At 66.2% G+C, this 17505-nt stretch carries 16 protein-coding genes; 6 read left to right on the top strand and 10 right to left on the bottom strand.

The window, feature by feature from the left end:
- Position 1 precedes the first annotated feature (1 nt).
- A complete protein-coding gene (locus SD72_RS06020) occupies positions 2 to 577 on the top strand; it encodes an RES family NAD+ phosphorylase (RefSeq protein ID WP_084766811.1) in 576 nt (191 codons plus the stop codon).
- A gap of 80 nt (positions 578 to 657) precedes the next feature.
- Entirely contained in the window at positions 658 to 2022 is a 1365-nt protein-coding gene (locus SD72_RS06015; protein ID WP_198141881.1) for an HNH endonuclease signature motif containing protein, read from the top strand.
- A gap of 59 nt (positions 2023 to 2081) precedes the next feature.
- Here the strand turns inward: SD72_RS06015 and SD72_RS06010 are convergent, their stop codons facing one another.
- Positions 2082 to 2435 carry a hypothetical protein gene (locus SD72_RS06010; RefSeq protein WP_042543524.1) on the bottom strand — a complete coding sequence of 118 codons (354 nt, stop codon included), beginning with the start codon at positions 2433 to 2435 and terminating at the stop codon, positions 2082 to 2084.
- Positions 2436 to 2476: 41 nt separating this feature from the next.
- Between SD72_RS06010 and SD72_RS06005 the strand changes: the two genes are divergently transcribed.
- Complete coding sequence (locus tag SD72_RS06005) at positions 2477 to 2668, top strand: hypothetical protein (protein WP_042543523.1); 192 nt, start codon at positions 2477 to 2479, stop codon at positions 2666 to 2668.
- Here the strand turns inward: SD72_RS06005 and SD72_RS06000 are convergent.
- The 6 genes from SD72_RS06000 to SD72_RS05975 form a co-directional block, all read right to left on the bottom strand.
- Entirely contained in the window at positions 2665 to 4191 is a 1527-nt protein-coding gene (locus SD72_RS06000; RefSeq protein ID WP_042543522.1) for a PucR family transcriptional regulator, read from the bottom strand. The genes SD72_RS06005 and SD72_RS06000 overlap by 4 nt on opposite strands.
- Positions 4185 to 5237, bottom strand: a complete 1053-nt coding sequence (locus SD72_RS05995) for a DUF917 domain-containing protein (protein WP_042543521.1) — start codon at positions 5235 to 5237, stop codon at positions 4185 to 4187. The genes SD72_RS06000 and SD72_RS05995 overlap by 7 nt, the downstream gene beginning before the upstream one ends.
- 102 nt (positions 5238 to 5339) lie before the next feature.
- Positions 5340 to 6491, bottom strand: a complete 1152-nt coding sequence (locus tag SD72_RS05990) for a DUF917 domain-containing protein (protein ID WP_042543520.1) — start codon at positions 6489 to 6491, stop codon at positions 5340 to 5342.
- Positions 6488 to 7594, bottom strand: coding sequence for a DUF917 domain-containing protein (locus tag SD72_RS05985; RefSeq protein ID WP_042543519.1), 1107 nt, complete (start codon positions 7592 to 7594; stop codon positions 6488 to 6490). The genes SD72_RS05990 and SD72_RS05985 overlap by 4 nt, the downstream gene beginning before the upstream one ends.
- A 2-nt stretch (positions 7595 to 7596) precedes the next feature.
- On the bottom strand, positions 7597 to 9144 hold the full coding sequence (locus tag SD72_RS05980; protein WP_042543518.1) for a hydantoinase/oxoprolinase N-terminal domain-containing protein: 1548 nt from the start codon (positions 9142 to 9144) through the stop codon (positions 7597 to 7599).
- 61 nt (positions 9145 to 9205) lie between these two features.
- Complete coding sequence (locus tag SD72_RS05975; RefSeq protein ID WP_042543517.1) at positions 9206 to 10528, bottom strand: purine-cytosine permease family protein; 1323 nt, start codon at positions 10526 to 10528, stop codon at positions 9206 to 9208.
- Between the two features lie 325 nt (positions 10529 to 10853).
- Here SD72_RS05975 and SD72_RS05970 point away from each other — a divergent pair, with 325 nt between their 5' ends.
- Positions 10854 to 11108 carry a hypothetical protein gene (locus tag SD72_RS05970; RefSeq protein WP_042543516.1) on the top strand — a complete coding sequence of 85 codons (255 nt, stop codon included), beginning with the start codon at positions 10854 to 10856 and terminating at the stop codon, positions 11106 to 11108.
- An 87-nt stretch (positions 11109 to 11195) separates the two neighbouring features.
- Here SD72_RS05970 and SD72_RS05965 read toward each other — a convergent pair whose 3' ends face one another.
- Entirely contained in the window at positions 11196 to 12629 is a 1434-nt protein-coding gene (locus SD72_RS05965; protein WP_042543515.1) for an AAA family ATPase, read from the bottom strand.
- A gap of 33 nt (positions 12630 to 12662) precedes the next feature.
- Between SD72_RS05965 and SD72_RS05960 the strand changes: the two genes are divergently transcribed.
- Together SD72_RS05960 and SD72_RS05955 are read left to right on the top strand one after the other, a co-directional pair.
- Positions 12663 to 14702, top strand: coding sequence for a VWA domain-containing protein (locus SD72_RS05960; RefSeq protein ID WP_042543514.1), 2040 nt, complete (start codon positions 12663 to 12665; stop codon positions 14700 to 14702).
- A gap of 39 nt (positions 14703 to 14741) precedes the next feature.
- Positions 14742 to 15581, top strand: coding sequence for a hypothetical protein (locus tag SD72_RS05955; protein ID WP_042543513.1), 840 nt, complete (start codon positions 14742 to 14744; stop codon positions 15579 to 15581).
- Here the strand turns inward: SD72_RS05955 and SD72_RS05950 are convergent.
- Positions 15574 to 16659 (bottom strand): VanZ family protein, encoded by a 1086-nt coding sequence (locus tag SD72_RS05950; RefSeq protein WP_042543512.1) that lies wholly within the window; start codon positions 16657 to 16659, stop codon positions 15574 to 15576. The genes SD72_RS05955 and SD72_RS05950 overlap by 8 nt on opposite strands.
- Before the next feature lie 70 nt (positions 16660 to 16729).
- Positions 16730 to 17338, bottom strand: a complete 609-nt coding sequence (locus SD72_RS05945; RefSeq protein WP_042543511.1) for an acyl-CoA thioesterase — start codon at positions 17336 to 17338, stop codon at positions 16730 to 16732.
- Between the last annotated feature and the right edge of the window lie 167 nt (positions 17339 to 17505).

The following is a 17505-nucleotide window of genomic DNA, read 5'->3' as shown; positions in this document are numbered from 1 at the left end:
CATGGCCGAGCCCATGCGGTTGTTCCGCTGCTATCCGAGAGTGGCCGGTGCCCGCAGGGGTAAACCTGGCCACTGGTCGTTTCTGCCCCGCCCACAGTTTCACGGGCGGTGGGACAACGCCGACCTGTTTGACTCGTGGTACTTCTCGCGGACGGCTGTCGGTGCGGTCGCCGAGAGCTTCTACAACAAGCGGCGGTGGATCCCGGAAGTATTCCTCACGCCGACAGGCGAGCCGCGGGCACTCGCGGAGTTTCGCTACACGGGGCCTCGCCCGCTGGAGCTCGACGATGCGACAACACTCGCCGAGCTCGGTGTGCGACCGAGCGCGGTTGTCGTTCAGGATCTCGGCACAACGCAAGCGCTCGCGCGCAAGATCTTTGAGCGACACGGCGGAGGCGAATCGGTTGGCGGAATCTCCTGGTGGTCATCACAGATGCCGGCGGAGACATCGGTCATGCTGTGGGGAGCTGGGGGAGAGCCGCCGGCAGGGCTCGAGCTCGTCGGCATTCAGTCGTTGAGCGCAGAGCATTCTGCGGTCGTTGAGGCCGCAGCTCGGCTCTACCGCGAGGTGGGATAGCCCCTGCCCGCTGTGCGCTGGGGTCCGTCTGCCGCCGGGACATGAATGTCGGTGGTTGGTGATTTACTACACGCATGTTAGTGAAAAAGCGATATTCAGATACCCAACTTGAAAGGATCCGGTCTTCGCTCGCCTCGTTTGAGGGGCACGAGACCGACCGGCGGCGTCTTGAAGCGGAGCAACTGAGCGACCTTGCGAGCGCCATGGACGCGGCCGTCGGAGACGACGTGCCCGGACAGAGTGACAGGGAGCTTGGCTACCGGTCACTGCGACTGGAGCTTGCCGCGCTGCTCCACGAAAGCGAAGGCGTTGCCGAGCGCCTCTTGCAAGCTGCACACGCTGCTCAACAGTTCTTTCCGAGCACGTTGGCGGCACTGAATGCTGGGCAGATTTCCCTAAACCACCTCAAAGTGATCACCAACGAGGGAGCGCCACTGACCGCGGGCGATGGGGCGCAGGAGGAGCGGCGCCGAACGGCATACGAGGCAGAGGTGTTGAGGATAGCGAGTGAGGAGTCACCAAATCGGCTCCGGCCTATTGCTCGCAGGCTTGCGGCCTCTCAGCTCGAAGAGTCGCTTACCGAACGGCACGAACGCGAGGTTGCTCGGCGATACGTGAGAGTGGTCGACGCCGCCGACGGGATGGCCGACCTTACGGCCTACCTTCCCGCCGAGGAGGCGTACGCCATCTACGACAGGTTGACCCGGACAGCGAAGCGTCTTACGGCAGAGCGGGACGAAGCAACTCCCGGGGGCCCGGTCGCGAGCGGTTCCGTTGGCAGCGGGAGCGCGCACGCCCCCTCAATTGGGGAGGCGAGAGTCGACGTGTTCCGTGACCTCCTTCTCGGAAAAGAGGGGAAGTGCGCGCGCACGGCGGCAACGATACGGGGCCAGATACAGGTAGTAGTCCCGGTAGAGCTCCTTGGCGGCGCAGGCGTCTCAGCTGATGAGAGTGCGGATTGGGCCTCCGGCGGAACCCGCGTTGCTGAGCTCGTTGGGCATGGCCCCATCGCCCCAGCGACCGCGCGCAGGCTGGCAACAGAGGCCGATGCTTGGGAGCGAGTCAACGTGGACGGCTCAGGCACCGTGCTCTCTGTCGACCGATACCGCCCTACGCCGGAGATGAAACGAATGCTCTCGGCTCGAGATCTTCACTGCCGCGCCCCTGGGTGTGGCGTGCCCGCGCATCGCTGCGATATCGACCACACCGTTGACGCGGCACTCGGGGGCAAGACCTCAACTGACAACCTCGCGCACCTGTGCAGGGGGCATCACACGCTGAAGCACCACTCGGATTGGCAGGTCGAGCAACTCGCAAATGGAGTCATGAAGTGGACGAGCCCGAGCGGCCGAGATCACTTCGACCGGCCCCCGAGCCGCGTGAGGTTCCGACCAACGACGGACGCTCACGAAGCGCAACGCGGGCATCGGGCGACCACGCAGTGAGGTGGCAGCCGACCCGACTGGGAGGGTGAACGTCTCCCTCGTCGCGGCCGGCCTTGCCCCTAGCGTTGCAAGCGTGCGGTGCGCTCGCCCCGAATAGGTATCCGAACTGGGCTGGTGCCCGTCTCGACGGCGAGTTGCTGTTGCACGTCGTCGGTGTCTGCTTGAGCCGGGTCATATATTTTGTCGCGGATAAAGAAGAACGTGATGAGTGCTGCGATCGCGTAGCCAATGCCGAGAGCGGCGAGGCCGAGTCCGACGCTGAACGAATCCGCAATGATTCCAATGGTTAGTGGGGCGAGGAGCGCCCCGACCCTGCCCAGGTTATGCGCTGCGGGTCTTGCGTATCTTGATAGGTCGGCGGGCAGGGTGAGCTTTCGCGCTATCTCTGGGAACGCAACCCGGTGAACACACAAGGGATTCACTTATGGTTGGGGTCCGAGCGAAAGGAGAAACAATGAACAAACACAGCGATGCACACGTTCCACACCCCGCTTCGGCAACTGAAGCGCCGAACGGTGCAGGCACCGTAAGTCCTGAGACATCCGGGAGCACGCTCGACCGGCCCATCCTCGACGGGGCAAGCGAAACCTACGGCAACGACCCGCAAGAAGCCGGCGAAGCCGGTGGGGACGACACCGGCGCCTAATTGCCCGGGGCGAGTACTGCGCGGCACGCGAGGTGCAACGCCAGCCGCGTCTCGGGCGATGACAGATCCGCCCCGACGAGTTCCTGCGCACGTTGCACGCGCTGGCCTACCGTGTTTCGATGGAGCCCCAGCGCATCCGCGGTCGCCTGGATGCCCGACTCGTGGTCGAGGTACGCGGCAAGCGTGTCGAGCAGCTCGGGGGCCTCGGTGAGCAACGGCGCGAGCAGCGACTCAGCCGCGGGAAGAAAGGTGTCGTTGCCGGTCCAAGCAAGTAGGAGCTGTTCGAGACCGAGGCTGTCTACGCGAACGAGGTATCCGCTGCTCGACCGCGAGGTCGCGATCTTTGCGGCATCGCTCGCCTCACTGAGCGTTCGCGCGAGGCCAGCCTCGCCGCTCTGCATCGAGCCGATGCCGAGCGCGATATCGCGGGTGCGGCGTAGATGCTGGTGAACGCCATGCAGCGCGCTCGCATATGTCTCCACCTGGGTTGCGGTCGGAGGCTCAGTGAAACTCAGCCAGCCGAGCACACTACTCCCGCTGAGCGCAGCACGGGCCTCAACGGTGACAGTCGCAAGCTCGTGGGAGATTGCCCTGAGTAACCCAATCGGGTCGACCGGCGCTCGCGGCGTGAACTGGAACCCAAGGTGATAGCCAGACGTGCGCCAGCCCTGTGCAGACATTCTCAGCTGCACGTCGGCATCGCGGGCGCCGCGGAGCTCAACGAATGCGCGCAGCAGGTCAGCAGACGCTGAAGCGTCATTGACCGAATCGAGCTCGTCGATAAGGATGCGAGCCGCAACAGCCGGCATCATGATCTCGGCGACGGTCGACAGCGCACGCAATTGCGGGTCGCCCATCCCGCTCCCAAACACGACGAGACGCAAGCCCTTCCTCGTCGAGCTGTCGACACGAACCGATGCCGCTGCGGCGTCTCCGACGCGAGCGACGCTGATCCACCGCGAGAAGTCGAGTGCCGCGTGGAGGTCGGGATCAAGCGATCCGCCAGCCTGCTGCACGGGCCCACTGGCATCAATGAGGGCGATGCCCTGACCGATTGCGGCGCACAAGTGGCCGAGGAGGTCGCCGAGATCCTCGGCGGGGTATTCAAACGCCTGAGCCACCTTTCGCACGTAATCGATCGTGAGCGCATCCCGCGACTCCTGCAGCTGCCAACACGCTCGTGCGAGCTCGATGGGTCGGTCAACGGCGAGCAGAGTGACCCCAAGCCGCTCTGCGAGCTTGCGCGCCCCAGACGCGGCTGCGGCAGCCCCGGGCATGGCGATCGCAGCGAAGCCGCGATCGTGGGCCCGTCGAACGAGGGAATCCTGCTGCCACGTAGTCTCAGGCAGCGCCGCCGTGGTGATCAGCAAGCCCTGCCCCGGACTGTCATGGGCGTCAACTGCGACGTCTTGCCAGACCCCAGACTTGGGTCCCGCAACGAACGCGAGACCTCCGTTGTCAGGGTGCGCGAGCACGCTTGCGAGGTCAAGCGTCGCCCCATGCGGGCGCTGTGTGGCTACCATGCCGGGTCCAATCCTTGCAGGCCGTATGAGGAGGGGAAGAGCTGTGCCGCGCGCCCGGGTGCGGCGCGCCACCAGGCGTCTGCAGGCATTGTGAGGATCGCAACGTGCCGATTGACGTGCAGCTCGGTGACCTCGATGAGTTCGCGGGAGAGCACGTCGATTGCCACGATGTACTCGGGTGCAGCAGCGACAGGCTCGCCGTCGGTGAGTACAGCAAGGTGTTCAGAGCGCGACACGAGCCGGATCACTGCGCCATCCATCCCGACGATTTCTGCTGCATGAACGTGCGGATCGCGTGTGTCCTGCGTGAGCGTCAGGATCCGCCCGTGACCTACGAGGTTCGCCCCGAGACGCTGCGCGAGCTCCTCGATGGGAAGAGCAGCTGTTTCGGCGAGCGTTGCACCGATGCGCAACGAGCGCTCCAGGTGCCCGTGGAGCGCATCGGTGCGAAGATCGCCAGCGGTGAAGCCTGCGAAGAGTACGGCGCCAGCTCCGCCAGCCTGGATCATCGCGGAACGCATGAGCCTGTCGACGTCTTCTGCGCGCTCCGACTGGATGAGTGCGACGCCGCCTGCGCCCGTTGAGCACACTGCGAAGAGCCCGGGGGACTGGTTGATGTAGATGCTCGTGCGGTCGAGTGTTGGCACTGCGCGGCCGCTGCAGTCGGCGTCGATGATGGTGCGGTCGTGCGCGAACAAGAACGGCGTGAGCGCATTCATGCCTCCGGCCTCAAACGAGCAGGCGGCCTCGAGGCGGCGCCCGATCCACCGCTCCGCGACGGTTATGAGGGGTCCGAACTCATCTACGCCAGGAAGGCGCTCGCTCAGGAGCAGGGTTGAGCCTGCGAAAGCGGGAGCGAAGCATGGCGTATCGGGTGCGAGGTCGCCGGGCCGCACCACCGTGAGCGGAGGTGTGAACGCTGTGCTCACCATGAGTTCAGTGAGTCGCGGTGATCCGCCTCCGCCTGTGCCGCAAAACGACGCGCCTGCGGAGAGTAGCGGCAGGTCGCTTGCCGAGAGCGTTAGCCCAGACCGCGAATGCACCATGAGCTTAAGCGTAGAGGATGTGGGCAAGACGGCCAGCGCCGTCTTGCCCACGCGTCGTGCCCACCGGTCGTGCCCACGCCTCGTGCCCGCGCCGGCTGAATGCTAGCTGCGCTCGGTTGGGGCGTGGGTGACCGGGACGCCCCCGAGTCGCTCCACCGGAACAAACGGTTCGGTGAGCCCGAAGGCGGAAGGACCGAAGGTGTCGAGCGCTTCGGGCGTTCGCATGAGGTCGGGCGTGGAAATGCCGAGCACCCGCACTCGTTGTCCGTAGCGGAGGCCCTCGGTGGTGATGGGTTCCGCGGTCTCGTGGTCGACGACGCAGATGAGATCCGGGACGATCGCGAGCAGTTCGCCGCCGCGGTATGCGGTGAGATTCTCGTTCTGGAACGCGATCTCGACTGGCTCGGAGGTGCGCGCGTTGTCGGTGCCGGGTTCCACGCCAGCGTCGATGATCGCTCGGCCCCGCGCGAAGCCCTCGGTCGTGCGGCGCTCGACATCGATCACCTTCCCAACGTGCAGCTCGCGCACGTGTGCGTACAGCGTCGTCGAGAGCGTCTCCGCGATGGCCTCGAACGGTGAGCGGTGCGACTCGCGCGCCTCGCGGATCGCCCGCCCGAGGGCGAGCGCCATGGACAGCGTGCGCGGCACTGCGGTGCGCCGCACATCGGCGCCCGTCATCGCGTACTCTGCGATGTGGCCGACCCCGCCGAGCTTAATGGTGACGGCGCGCGCGAACGACTCCATCTGGCGGTTGTCAGCACCGGTGTCGATGATGACCGTCTCACCGCGTTCCCCCGCAAGCGCGAGGGGGGATCCGTGCACGCCGTATACGGCGAACGTTTCCATCGAGAGTTCGGGGAAGGCTCGACCCATCCCGTCTGCGTCGACCACGGGGAGTCCGGATTCTGCCGCAACGATGAGCGGGATCATGGAATTGATGCCGCCGCATTCGATGGGCATGGTCGCCTGGGCCTTGCGGCCAAGATGATCCTCGAGGGTGCGCAGCGCGAGCAGCGGCTCGGTGCCTGCCGGGATCTTCTCGACCATCACCGTTGGGGCACCCATCTGCGCGGTGGGGATCACGAAGAGATCGTCAGCCAGCTCGTCTGGGTCGAGGATCGTGATGCCGCGGTCTCCGAGAACCTGCTGCACGAGCATCTGCCCAATGTACGGATCGCCGCCGCCCCCGGTTCCCAAAAGCGTCGCCCCGCGGGCGAGGTCGGGGAGGTCGGCAGCGGTGAGCGTCCAGCTCATGCTGCGGCCTCTGCGTCAGCGATCGGCAGGCCGGGACGCACGGTGCCGTCGAAACGGTGCGGCTCCATGTCGTATCCGAAGTAGCGCGGGCCGACCATCTCGATTGCTGCGGGGGAGTGCCAGCGCTCGTCACCGGGGGCGGCGATCACGCGAACACGCTGCCCGTATCTGAGCCCCTCGGTGGTGATCGGCTCGCCGCTTTCGTGGTCGAGCACCATGATGAGATCGGGGGTCGTCGCAAGGACTTCGCCGTCGAGCTCAGCGATGAGGTGCTCGTTTTGGAAGAGCAGGGTGAGCGTGTTGCCGCTCTCCTCGATCGTTGCGCGGCCGCGCGCGAAGCCGGCCGTCGTTGCGCGCTCAACATCGGTCACCTTGCCGCCAAAGAGCACCCGGCCGGAGAGGATCGCGGTTGCCCGTTCGACCGCGTCGACTTTCTCGGCGCGCGCATCGACGATGGCCCGGCCGACGTTCATGCACAGCGTCAGCGAATCCCGCACGAGCGCCTTCCTCGCCACCGCTCCCGTCATGTGGAATCCAGAGAGCATGATCGAGCAGCCCATTTCGACGGCCGCGACGCGGATGATGCGCTCACCCCATGCATTGTCGATCGTGCGCAGCACGCCGACGTTGCCCTTCTCGTCGGAGTAGGCCAGCGGTGACGAGGTCACGCCGTAGAGCGTTGGCAGCACCATTTGGAGCTCGGGGAATGCGCGGCCCATGCCATCGGCGTCGAGCACTGGGAGGCCGAGCGCTGCGGCGGCGGCGATCGGGATCGTCGAGTTCACACCGCCCACCTCGATGCACATGATGTGAGTGATGGGTCGCCCATAGTGTTCGCTGAGCTCGCGCACCGGGCGCATGATCTCATCGAGGCTGGGGAGCTTCTCAACCATTACGGTAGGCGCGCCGAGCATGGACACGCAGGCGACGACTGCGTCGTCTGGCAGTTCGTCGAGGGAAACGACGGTGACGTCGCCGTGGCGACGCAGCGCTTCCTTCGCGAGTAGCCCACCAATGTACGGGTCACCACCGCCGCCGGTGCCGAGAACAGCGGAACCGCGCGCGAGGTCGTCGATATCGTCAATCGAGATTGTCCAGGTCACGGTTACGCCTCCATGTTGAGATCGCCGACTGCCTTCACCCGGATGCGGGTGGCGTTGCCGGGGAGGTAGGGGATCGGCACCTCATCGAAATCGATGATGGTGACAGTGTCTGGCTTCGCGCCGGCTGCTACCGCCTTTTCCACTGCCTCGGCACGGACATCGTTGATGGTCTGTTCGCGCTCACCAGGGGCGATCGAGTACACCTTGTCGATCTCGCCACCAACCTGCGCGATCGATGCGCCGATCGCGTTTGCGACGGCGTAGTTTTCCGGCTTGGAAACCGCGCCAAAGATCGGGAGCACCTCGGGCAGGAGGATCGATCCGCCTCCAACGGCAACCACGGGGATGGGCTCTGGAGAGGTGCGCATCCGATCCACAGCCTCCGCGACGCGCTCCGCAATCCTGTCGAGAACACGCTGCACGAAAGCTGGATCGAGATGCGCAACCTTTGATGCATCGCCGATGGCTGCGCGGCCAGCCGCGACGGCGACGTCCGTCGCGGTGAGCGTGCTGCCGCCGAAGACGAGCGCCTCGGTGCCGAGGTTGTAGCCGACGGATTCCGGGCCGACCTCACCGGTTTCGGTGTTCACGATGCTGCCGCCGCCGATGCCGAGAGACAGGACGTCAGGCATGCGGAAATTCGTGCGCACGCCCGCGACCTTCACCTCGTTGGCCGTCTCGCGAGGGAAGCCGTTGATGAGGAGCCCAACATCGGCGGTGGTGCCGCCAACGTCGATGACGGCGCAGGTTTCGAGGCCGCTGGTGAGCGCCGCGCCACGCATAGAGTTCGTCGGGCCCGACGCGAAGGTTGCAACGGGGTAGCGGCGGACGTAGTCCTCGTCCATGAGCGTGCCGTCGTTCTGGCTGAGGAAGATGGGGGCCTCGATGCCCTCCGCGCGAACGGCGGCGGTGAGGCCGTCGACGATCTCGGAGGCGAGCTCGCGCAGAGCCGCATTGATCACCGTAGCGTTTTCGCGCTCTAGCAATCCGATGCGCCCGATCTCGTGCGAGAGCGAGATCGCAACGTCCGCGCCAAGCACCTCACCGATGATCCGTGCAGCCTCGACCTCGAGGTCGTGGTTCACGGGGCTAAACACTGATGACACCGCGACGGACCGGATCCCGTGCGCGCGCATGTCGGCAGCGTGTGCGCGCAGTTCCTCCGGGTCGAGCGGGCTAATGGGGCGGCCGTCGAACTCGTACCCGCCATGCGCGAGATAGCTGCGGGCTTCAATTGCGCCCTTGAGTTCCTCCGGCCAATCAACGAGCGGCGGAAGCGCCTGTGTTGCGGGGAGGCCGAGGCGCAGCGCTGCCGTCGGTGCGAGGCGCTTTGCCTGTACGAGTGCGTTGATGAAGTGCGTCGTACCAATCATCACCGCGGTGATGTCAGAGCCAACGAAGTCGTGCTTCTCGCGCAGCCCTGCGATCGCGTTGACAATCCCCAGTGTGACGTCAGGCGTGGTGGAGTGCTTGATGCCAACGAGCGTCTGATTGCCGCTCATGAGTACAGCGTCGGTGTTGGTACCGCCGACGTCGATCCCAATATGCATGTGGTGTTCGCTTTCTTTCGAGAGGGGTGTGCGTGTCCTGGGGAGCGTGCTGAGGTGCGGTCTATTCGGCCGCGACCGGCTGGCGGGTCGCTACGGAACCGACCGGGCGGACCCAGCCGAGCTTGCCGGCAACGATATACAGCACCATTGAAATAACCAGTGAGAAGACTGCCGGAATGCCCCAGGTGATGAAGTAGCCGGCGACCGACGAGACGAGCCAGATAACGATCGTCGCAGGCACGATACGGGGCGCCGTCTTGGGAAGCTGGCCCAGTGCGCGGGACTCCTCGAGCTCTGCGCGCCAACGCTTCACGATGAAATACTCCGCAACCATGATGCCAGCGATCGGCGGGAACGCGACGGAGAGGAGTATCAGGAAGCCAGTGAGCTGACCGAGGATGCCGGCTGCTGCGAGGATCGAGCCGACCACGCCGAGAACAATCGTCGTTGTGACGCGGTTGAGGTTCTTGCCGAAGGCAGTCGAGATGAAGTTCACGAGGCCGAGCGTCGACGAGTACAGGTTCCAGTCGTTGATCTTGAGCGTGCCGGTGATCACGATGAGGAGGCCGACGAAGCCGACAGACGAGGTGATGATGGCGACGATGTCGCCGCTCGCGGTTGCGTGAGCGAGCAGCACGCCGGAGAGACCGATGACGAATTCGCCGAGGGTGACGCCGACGACCGTCTGCTTGACGACGTCTGCGCCCGAGCGGTTGAAACGCGTCATGTCAGCGGAGATGATCGCTCCAACGATCAGGCCGCCTGCGACGATGCCGGTTCCCGCCCAGACACTCATGCTGGGGCCTGGGGGCGGCCCGGTCATGAGTTCCCCGATGTCGTGGCGCGACAGCTCGCTAATGACCGACCAGCCGACGAGGATGAGGAAGAGCGGCACCGTCACGTTTGCCAGTAGCTGCATTCCCTTGAACCCGAAGGCGACAATAGCCGTGACGGCGAGACCGAAGAGCAAGCTCCACACCCAGACCGGGAAGACGCCTGGCATGAGGTTGTCCAGTGACTGCGCCGAGATCGCTGACTGAATGCCGAACCACCCAATGAGGCTGATGCCGATGGCAAGGCCGACAAGGGCTGCACCGACCTCACCGAAGCCTGTCCAGCGGGCGAGCAGGGAGGTGTTGAGGCCCTCGCGCTGGCCGATCAGGCCAACGAAGACGATGACGATCTCGAGAATGATCGAGCCAAAGAGGAACGCGAGCACTGCGTCGCCGAAGGTCATCGCGTAACCGAGGGTGGCTCCGAGCAGGAACTGCGAGAGCGCGGAGACTTGGCCGAAGCGCTGCACTGCGATTCCGAACCAGTGTTTGCGAGAGCTTTGAGGGACTCTGGTGAGGGCGAAGTCGTCGCCGTGCGAGCTGCTGGCCATGAGCATCCTTGCCTAGGGGGTGAGTGAGATCGCTCTTAGGTTACGGCCGTTGACCGAAGTCGTGCGTGTGCATAGTGACCTGCTTCATTGAGCAACTGTGCGGCTTGCACATTTGGGCGGTATGCCGTTGGGAGCAACTTGCTGTGGGAGGCAACTTGCCGTGGGGCGCGCTGGCTGCGGTGTCGGGCGGTCGCGCGTCGGTGGTAGCGCGCTTGAAGTTGCGTCCGTTGGCGGACGGGCGCATCGGGGTCGCGCATTCGGGACTGCCTTGGTGGCCACGCAGGGGGAGCGGGTACCATGGCGGCACTTGGCGACAGGAGTGGTGATGATCACAAACACGAGAGTTGTAGAGGACGCGGCGGCACAGGGCGGGTCGCCGCACGGCCCCGAGCTGGAGGGCGCAGAGCGGCGAGAACCTCAATCCGAGGGCCGGCCCCACCCGCGTGCAGGGACGTGGAGCATCCCGCACCCCGCGACGGCGACTGAGGCGTCGAATGGTGAGGGGACCGTCGAGCCGCCGACCACCGGGCTGACGATTGATCGGCCGATCCTCGACGGTGCGAGCGAGTACTACGGTTAGCGCCTAGTGCCTAGTGCCTAGTGCCTAGTGCCTAGTGCCTAGTGCCTAGTGCCTAGTGCCTAGTGCCTAGTGCCTAGTGCCTAGTGCCTAGTGCCTAGTGCTGGTGAGGAAGCCCTGTGAGCGCAGAATGAGGGTGAGCACCTGGCGGTCCTCAGCGTGCATGACGCCCTCGACGAAGCGCTCGAGCGCGTGGTCGAGTGAAACCTGCCCGCCGCTTCCGGCCACCTTCTGCACGATGGCGACGAGCGTGCGCGGCGCAAGCACGGACTCCTCCAGCCCGGGTCGCCCGTCGATCTCTCGTTCGGTTGACACGAACTGGGTGAACCCTTCCCCGTGCGAACCGGCGAAAACCTGCTGGCTGATGAACGCAGCGCGTGCCACCCGCTCGAGCTCCTCCGTCGTGAGCGGCACATTGCCCGACGGGTCTGCGATTGCGGCGGCCGCAAGCAGCGCGTTCTCCCGAGGAACGTCGGTGTAATCGGTGCCAGCGTCTGGGTAGTGCACGCGATAGCTGTTCGCCCCAAACCGGTTCACGAGCTCAGCGCTCATCCTGTCGATGCCGCGATAGCGGTGTGGTGTCTGCTCGTTCGCGGTGGCGAGGATCGCGAAGCCCTGCTCAATCGTGACGCCGATGCCGCTGTTCTCCTGTACGGCGAACGTGTCGCCAGGGCGCAACTGGAGGATGCGGTTGAGGCGCTTGAGAAATTCGGCCGGCATCGCATTCACCTCGTCGAGAATGACGGGTCGGCCCTCGGACATGGCGCGCAGTAGGGGGCCTGGCACGAAGACGCTGACGGTCGCGCCGTGCTCCGAACGCAGCTCGTGGCTTCCGATGAGCTGGGAGCTGGAGATGTCGCCGTAGCCCGAGACGAGCTCCGGTTCGTTGCCGAGCATGTATCGCGAAAGATACTCGGCGAGCGCTGTCTTCGCGCCGCCCGTCTCCCCGAGCAACAGCAGCGGCTCGCCGCGGGTCAGCGCTGGCAGCGACTCGGCGATGATCTCCCGCATCTGCCCGGTGAGGAGCAGCCCGTTGCGCAACTGCTCCCTTGCCTCGCGCAGCCGAAGCGATGAGAGCGCGGCGAGCACGCCGTCCCGCCTGGCCTCGGTGAGTACGCGTTCCTCGTGCAGCGCGGTCTGCGCCTCACCCAGCCGCTCCGCTCGGGCGCGAAGCGTCCCGACGAGCAACTCCTCAGCCTGGATGAGGGAACGTCCGGCTCGCGCTGCCTCGGTCGCTACAGCGGCAGCCTCCGCCTCTAATGATCGCTGGGCGCGCGTGAGGCGCCATGATTCGACCGCGGTTCGAAGCACAATTGCGCGCTCGGTGAGAGCGCGGGCGATGACCTCGGCGTTCTCTGGATCCTCGGTGAGCGCGGACAGCCGCACCTCGAGGGCGAGCTGTGCGTCTGCGGCGAGCGCGGCGCTGGGTGAACCGGTCGCGCGCGCTACGCGCCTGGTTCTGGCCAGCTCCCGGCTCACTTCCGCGGCCTCCGAGAGCACGGGGATGGCGTCGAACGGGAGCATCCTGCCACGCTATCACTCGGTAGTGTGGTGAGTATGGAATACGCGCGTGGCGAGGCAGAGGTGCGCGGGGCGATTTCCGCTGCGGCCGCCATCGTTGGGGTGCCTGTTGAGCTGCACGAGGGAGCCGATTGGTGGGTGCGCGACGGTGTTGCCCATGTCGGCTTGCAGCGCGTCGCAGACGAGGGGTACTCCTCAGACGATGCCGTCGCGAGCGTCATGCTGCTGCTGTGGGAGTCCGTGCGCGAGGTCCGGCTCGCCACGGCTCGTCGGCACCGCAGGATCGCCCTTGGCCGCTCGCGCCCCGAGACTGAGCCGTTGCTCGCTGCCATCGACCGGCTGCTCGCGGCCGCGGAGCTACTCGCAGCGATGCCGAGTCTGAGGCTTCCGCTCTCACGGGTGTTGCGCGGACAGACCACGCGGGCGATCTCGGCGCCGGGCGAGCTGCCGCGGCACCTCCAGTGGGTGGTCGCGGTGCTCGACACTGCCGCGCTGCGTTGGGCTGCTGGTCAGACGGCCACACCGGGATACCTCACCTCGCTCGCCCCGGAGGTGCAGCGGGAACTCGCAGCACTTGACGGGCTGGGTAGCGGTGGTCTGAGCAGCGGCGGGCTGGGCAGTGTTGGTCTGGGCAGTGGTGACCTGTCGGCAAGCGGCGCCGGAGCTGGAGGGGCCCGTGCGCTGCTGCTGTCGCTCTCTGCGGATCCGAAACGGTCTCCGATGCGGCGCTTCGAGCGAGCATACGGGCTGCTCGCCCCGCCATTCGACCGTCTGCTCGCGCTCGACGCCAGTGAGCGCGGGTTGCAGCGCGAAGGTGATCAGCGCGAAGGTGATCAGAGCGACCGTGACAATCGGGACGACGCCGGCTTCGACGCGGGCGGCGCCGACGCGAGCGACGATCCAGGGAGCGCCGGCGACGGCGGCGAAGCGACAAGCGACGGCGACACCGAACCAGCCCGCGCAGGCGACAAGCGAGAAAGCGCTGAGGGAGCCGACCTCTTCGCAGCCGAACAGGCCGGCTTCGTGCAGACCGTGCTGGCGACGCCGCTGCCTGCCTCCGGCGCCTGGGTTGCCGGCCTCGACCTGCCGGACGCGGTTGCCAGCCCCGATCCCGATGACAATCAGGATGCGTCGCGCGACCCAGGCGCGCTCGGCGTCGGCAGCGCGGGGGCGACGGCGCTTGAGAGCTACCGTGAGCGGGTGCGCGAACACGCGGCGAGCATCGACCAGGTGCGCGACGTGTGGCGGCAGATCGTCTCTGAGCGGGTGCGCGAGGAGCGAACGTTCTCCCGGCTCCCCGAAGCCGACGGTGAGATGCTCGATCGGCGCTCGCTCGTGCGCACCGTCGCGGAGGTCACCGCCGGGGTGGAGCGCCCGCGGGCGTTTCTCACGAGGCAGCGGCGACCTCGGAAGAGCCGGCGGGAGGGGAGCACGGACTACGTGCTGCTCATCGACCGCTCCGCCTCCATGCAGGGCGCTCCAGCGCAGGCCGCCGCGACGGCCGCGCTCATCCTGCTCGAGGCGCTCGCAGGCGTTGAACGCGACATTGCGGCCGAGGAGCGCGCCCTCGGCATCGACCTCGAGCTGAGCCTGCGCACCGCGCTCATCGTGTTCGACTCGGCTGCGCACGTCGTGAAGCCACTCGCTGGCGCGCTCGACGACCAGGCGAGGCGAATGCTTGACGCTGCGATCCATTCCCCGCAGGGATCGACGAACGACGCTGCGGCGCTGCGTGCTGCGGCGCGCGAATTGGGAGTCGGCCGGAGCAGCGGGTCTGGCGTAGACCCAGAACGTGCAGCTGCAAGGGCCAGCACTCGGTTCCCGCACGCCCCAAGCGGCGGTGTTGCGCGTCGCAGAGTGGTGATCCTCGTGAGCGACGGCGGAACGAATGATGCGCCGGCTGCCGCAGCGGAACTCGCAGCGCTGCGCTCGGCCGGCGCGACGGTGCTGGGTATCGGGATCCGCACGGACGACCTCGCGGCGAGGTTCGCACCGGACGGGATCAGGCTCGATGCCGCGGCTGAGTTGCCTCGCGTGCTGCAACGGCTCGTCACAGGGGCGGGCCTTACCGAGTGACCGGCGCGGCCCGATAGGCTCGAAGTTGGAGGAACCACCATGGCACCAACTGCTGGCGAACACCCGGATCTCGGCCGAATGCTCTTCGCTGAGCTCGCGGCGGACATCGACGAGGCCCTGGAGCGCGCGCAGCGAGCCAGTGGGGCAGCCCCCGCTGCTCCGAGCATCGACCGCCTGCTTGACGACGCGGCGCGCGCGGCGCGCGAGGGGGAGTTCGGCCGCGCAGCCTTCGCCGGTGTCGCCGGACAAGAAGCCGACCGCTTCGAGCGTTCGTTCGCGGCTGCTCGGAGTGTCGCAGCGTGGTCCGCTCTCACGCTCCCCGACCCGGAGAGCTTCTGGGAGAACGGCTCAGACCGGGTAACCCTGTCGCGCGCGCTCATGGCAGACACGAGCCTCGTGGCTGTGCCGGCGCCACACGGCCTTGGTGCCGAGCGGTGGACGGCGCTCTTCCGTGCTGCTGCGCGGCAGCCAGCAAGCCCGTTTTCGCTGGCAGCGCCGCTCGTACTGGCGCCCGAGGTTCTTGCCGAGTTCGCCGCGCTCGACGCGGTGCCGCGCGGTGTCGCGGCGGTGACAGACGGCGAGGCGAAGTGGACGCTGCGGCTGATCCCCGCCGGCCCGACCCCGCCGCTTGTTGGTCTGAGTCACACTCACGGCCCGCACCCGAGCCTTCCCGAGATACTCATGCTGCAGCTCATGCTCGTCGCGGCTGGCGAGCCACTGGTCGATCGCAGCAGCTTCACCTGGGTGCACGGAACGCTCGGCGGAGGCCGCTTTGCGGCGCGCGAGCTCTTCGACGCAACCGAACGGAGCGTGCGCGTGAACTCGCGCGAGGTCGGCAATCAGGGCCCCCACCTCGGTGCCCGACCGCCGATCAGTTAGTCATCTGCTCCCGTGGGGAGCGCTCCTGGCGGAACGCGTCGACGACGAGCTGGCCGGAGGCTCTCCCCGCGAGCCCCGAGCGGTCGGGCGTCGCGATCACCCAGACGATGAGCACGACCGCAAAGAGGCCGGGGAGCCATCCGAAGCCAGCGTCCGCAAGCTGCGGAGCCGACAGGAGTTGGTAGCCGCCGATGCCGCCAAGGAACCGGAGCGGGCGAGCAAAGGCCGCGGGGATGGCACCCGGCGCGTAGCGGACGTTGACGATGAGGTCGCCGATGGTTCGCCCTGTCACGATCACGAGCGCGAGCTGGAGGGCGAGCGCCACGGCCCATCCGAAGACAGCGGATGGCGATTCTGCCACCACCGCAGGGTCGTGCCCGAGCACGCTCACGCGGAACAGGTTGCGTGCGACCTCGGCTACCACCGCCACGAAGCCGACAGTGACGAGGTCGCCAAACATCCCGAGGAGCCTCCGCCCGAAGGTCACAGTGCGCGGTCCGAGCTCGCCGCGCGGTGCGACGGGGCGCAGCCTGAGCAGCATTGCGAGGAGCGCGCCGATGAGCGCGCCGCTCGTGTTCACGATGATGTCGTCAACGTCGAACAGTCGGTAGGCGCAGTCGTAGATACCCCACAGGCCTGTGAGCTGGGACGTCTCAATGAAAAGCGAGATGCCGAACCCGATGAGTGTCGTCGCCAGTACACCGCGGCCCCACAGCAGCCTGGTGAAGAACCCAAGCGGCATGAACAACAGCACGTTGAAGGCGAGCTGCAGCACAGCCGGGTTGGTGATGAGCGCCCGCGCGGACGAGGTGTCGAACTCCGCGATGTCGGCTACCGATGCGCCGGGGGTGAGCCGAGGCGAAACGCAGGCGTAGCTTCCCGGCTCGGGCAGCGGCAGCATCGTGTACGTGAGCAGGGCGAACGCGTAGACCGTGAACGCAGACCACGTGACGATGCGCCAGGGTGAGAGCCTGCCAAACCTGCGGTAGTTCGCCGCAATGAGCGGCACAATGATCACGAAGAGGAACAGGCTGCCAAAGAGCACGGCAATGAGCCCGGGCCAAATTCGCGCTTCCATGTGACTACGCTACTTCCTCGCTACGACACTTCCTAGCTGCGACACTTCCTCGCTACGACCCACCTGTGCGCTAGTGCTGGTGTGCGACGCCCGGGGTCTGCTCCCAGACGCTCGGTGTGTCGGTGCGCGTCGACGGCAGCTTCGTTGTCTCGCCCCACTCGAGGTACTCCGCTGGGACGTGCAGCGTTTCGGGATCCACACCGCTCTTCTCGATGATTTCCGACATCGCGACCACGCCGCCAGCGCGACGCAGGATGCGGGCGCGGACGATCGCGCGGGCATAGATCTCAGGCTCGCCGGCAATGCCCGAGCTCGCGGGCGCAGGGCGCACGAAGCGCTGCTCCATGTAGACCGCCTGCTCGTCGACGCCGAGGATGCGCGACTCAAGCGTGAACTTCATCCAGGGGTTCAACGACTTCCGGTATGAGATTGTTTGGTTCACAACCACCGGGTACCAGTTGTTCTGCTTGAACAGGTCGAATACGCCGTTGCGTTGGATGAGGTCGAACCGGCCAACGTCCATTATGGACAGGTACTTGCCGTTGTTCATGTGGCGGAGTATGTCGAGATCGGTCGGCCATACCCGGAACTCTGAACGCGAAATATCAGAGAAGCCGAGCTTGGGGCCGCGCGACCCAACGAACCACTGATGCCAGAGAGTGCGGGGGAGCATGTGCATGCGAACGATCTTAGAAGACCTGCAATGCGCAGACACATTCTTTGTAGCTGGCGTGCAAGCCGCCGAGGCGAATCCGCAGCGCTTTTCGCGTGAGCGCACGCCCCTCAAGGTGTAGGATGGATCGGCGCGCACGGCGCATGAACTTTTCACTCAGCTTTTGGAGATCA

The sequence above is a fragment of the Leucobacter komagatae genome (assembly GCF_000834055.1).
Taxonomy (GTDB): Bacteria; Actinomycetota; Actinomycetes; order Actinomycetales; family Microbacteriaceae; genus Leucobacter; species Leucobacter komagatae_A.
This window is presented reverse-complemented; position numbering and strand designations above follow the sequence as displayed.

Bases quoted from the DNA above. Each gene is read 5' to 3' on its own strand.
- SD72_RS06020 (WP_084766811.1), top strand. From the start codon at position 2: ATGGCCGAGCCCATGCGGTTGTTCCGCTGCTATCCGAGAGTGGCCGGT.
- SD72_RS06005 (WP_042543523.1), top strand. From the start codon at position 2,477: ATGAACAAACACAGCGATGCACACGTTCCACACCCCGCTTCGGCAACT.
- SD72_RS06000 (WP_042543522.1), bottom strand. From the start codon at position 4,191: ATGGTAGCCACACAGCGCCCGCATGGGGCGACGCTTGACCTCGCAAGC.
- SD72_RS05995 (WP_042543521.1), bottom strand. From the start codon at position 5,237: ATGGTGCATTCGCGGTCTGGGCTAACGCTCTCGGCAAGCGACCTGCCG.
- SD72_RS05990 (WP_042543520.1), bottom strand. From the start codon at position 6,491: ATGAGCTGGACGCTCACCGCTGCCGACCTCCCCGACCTCGCCCGCGGG.
- SD72_RS05980 (WP_042543518.1), bottom strand. From the start codon at position 9,144: ATGCATATTGGGATCGACGTCGGCGGTACCAACACCGACGCTGTACTC.
- SD72_RS05975 (WP_042543517.1), bottom strand. From the start codon at position 10,528: ATGGCCAGCAGCTCGCACGGCGACGACTTCGCCCTCACCAGAGTCCCT.
- SD72_RS05970 (WP_042543516.1), top strand. From the start codon at position 10,854: ATGATCACAAACACGAGAGTTGTAGAGGACGCGGCGGCACAGGGCGGG.
- SD72_RS05965 (WP_042543515.1), bottom strand. From the start codon at position 12,629: ATGCTCCCGTTCGACGCCATCCCCGTGCTCTCGGAGGCCGCGGAAGTG.
- SD72_RS05960 (WP_042543514.1), top strand. From the start codon at position 12,663: ATGGAATACGCGCGTGGCGAGGCAGAGGTGCGCGGGGCGATTTCCGCT.
- SD72_RS05955 (WP_042543513.1), top strand. From the start codon at position 14,742: ATGGCACCAACTGCTGGCGAACACCCGGATCTCGGCCGAATGCTCTTC.
- SD72_RS05950 (WP_042543512.1), bottom strand. From the start codon at position 16,659: ATGGAAGCGCGAATTTGGCCCGGGCTCATTGCCGTGCTCTTTGGCAGC.
- SD72_RS05945 (WP_042543511.1), bottom strand. From the start codon at position 17,338: ATGCACATGCTCCCCCGCACTCTCTGGCATCAGTGGTTCGTTGGGTCG.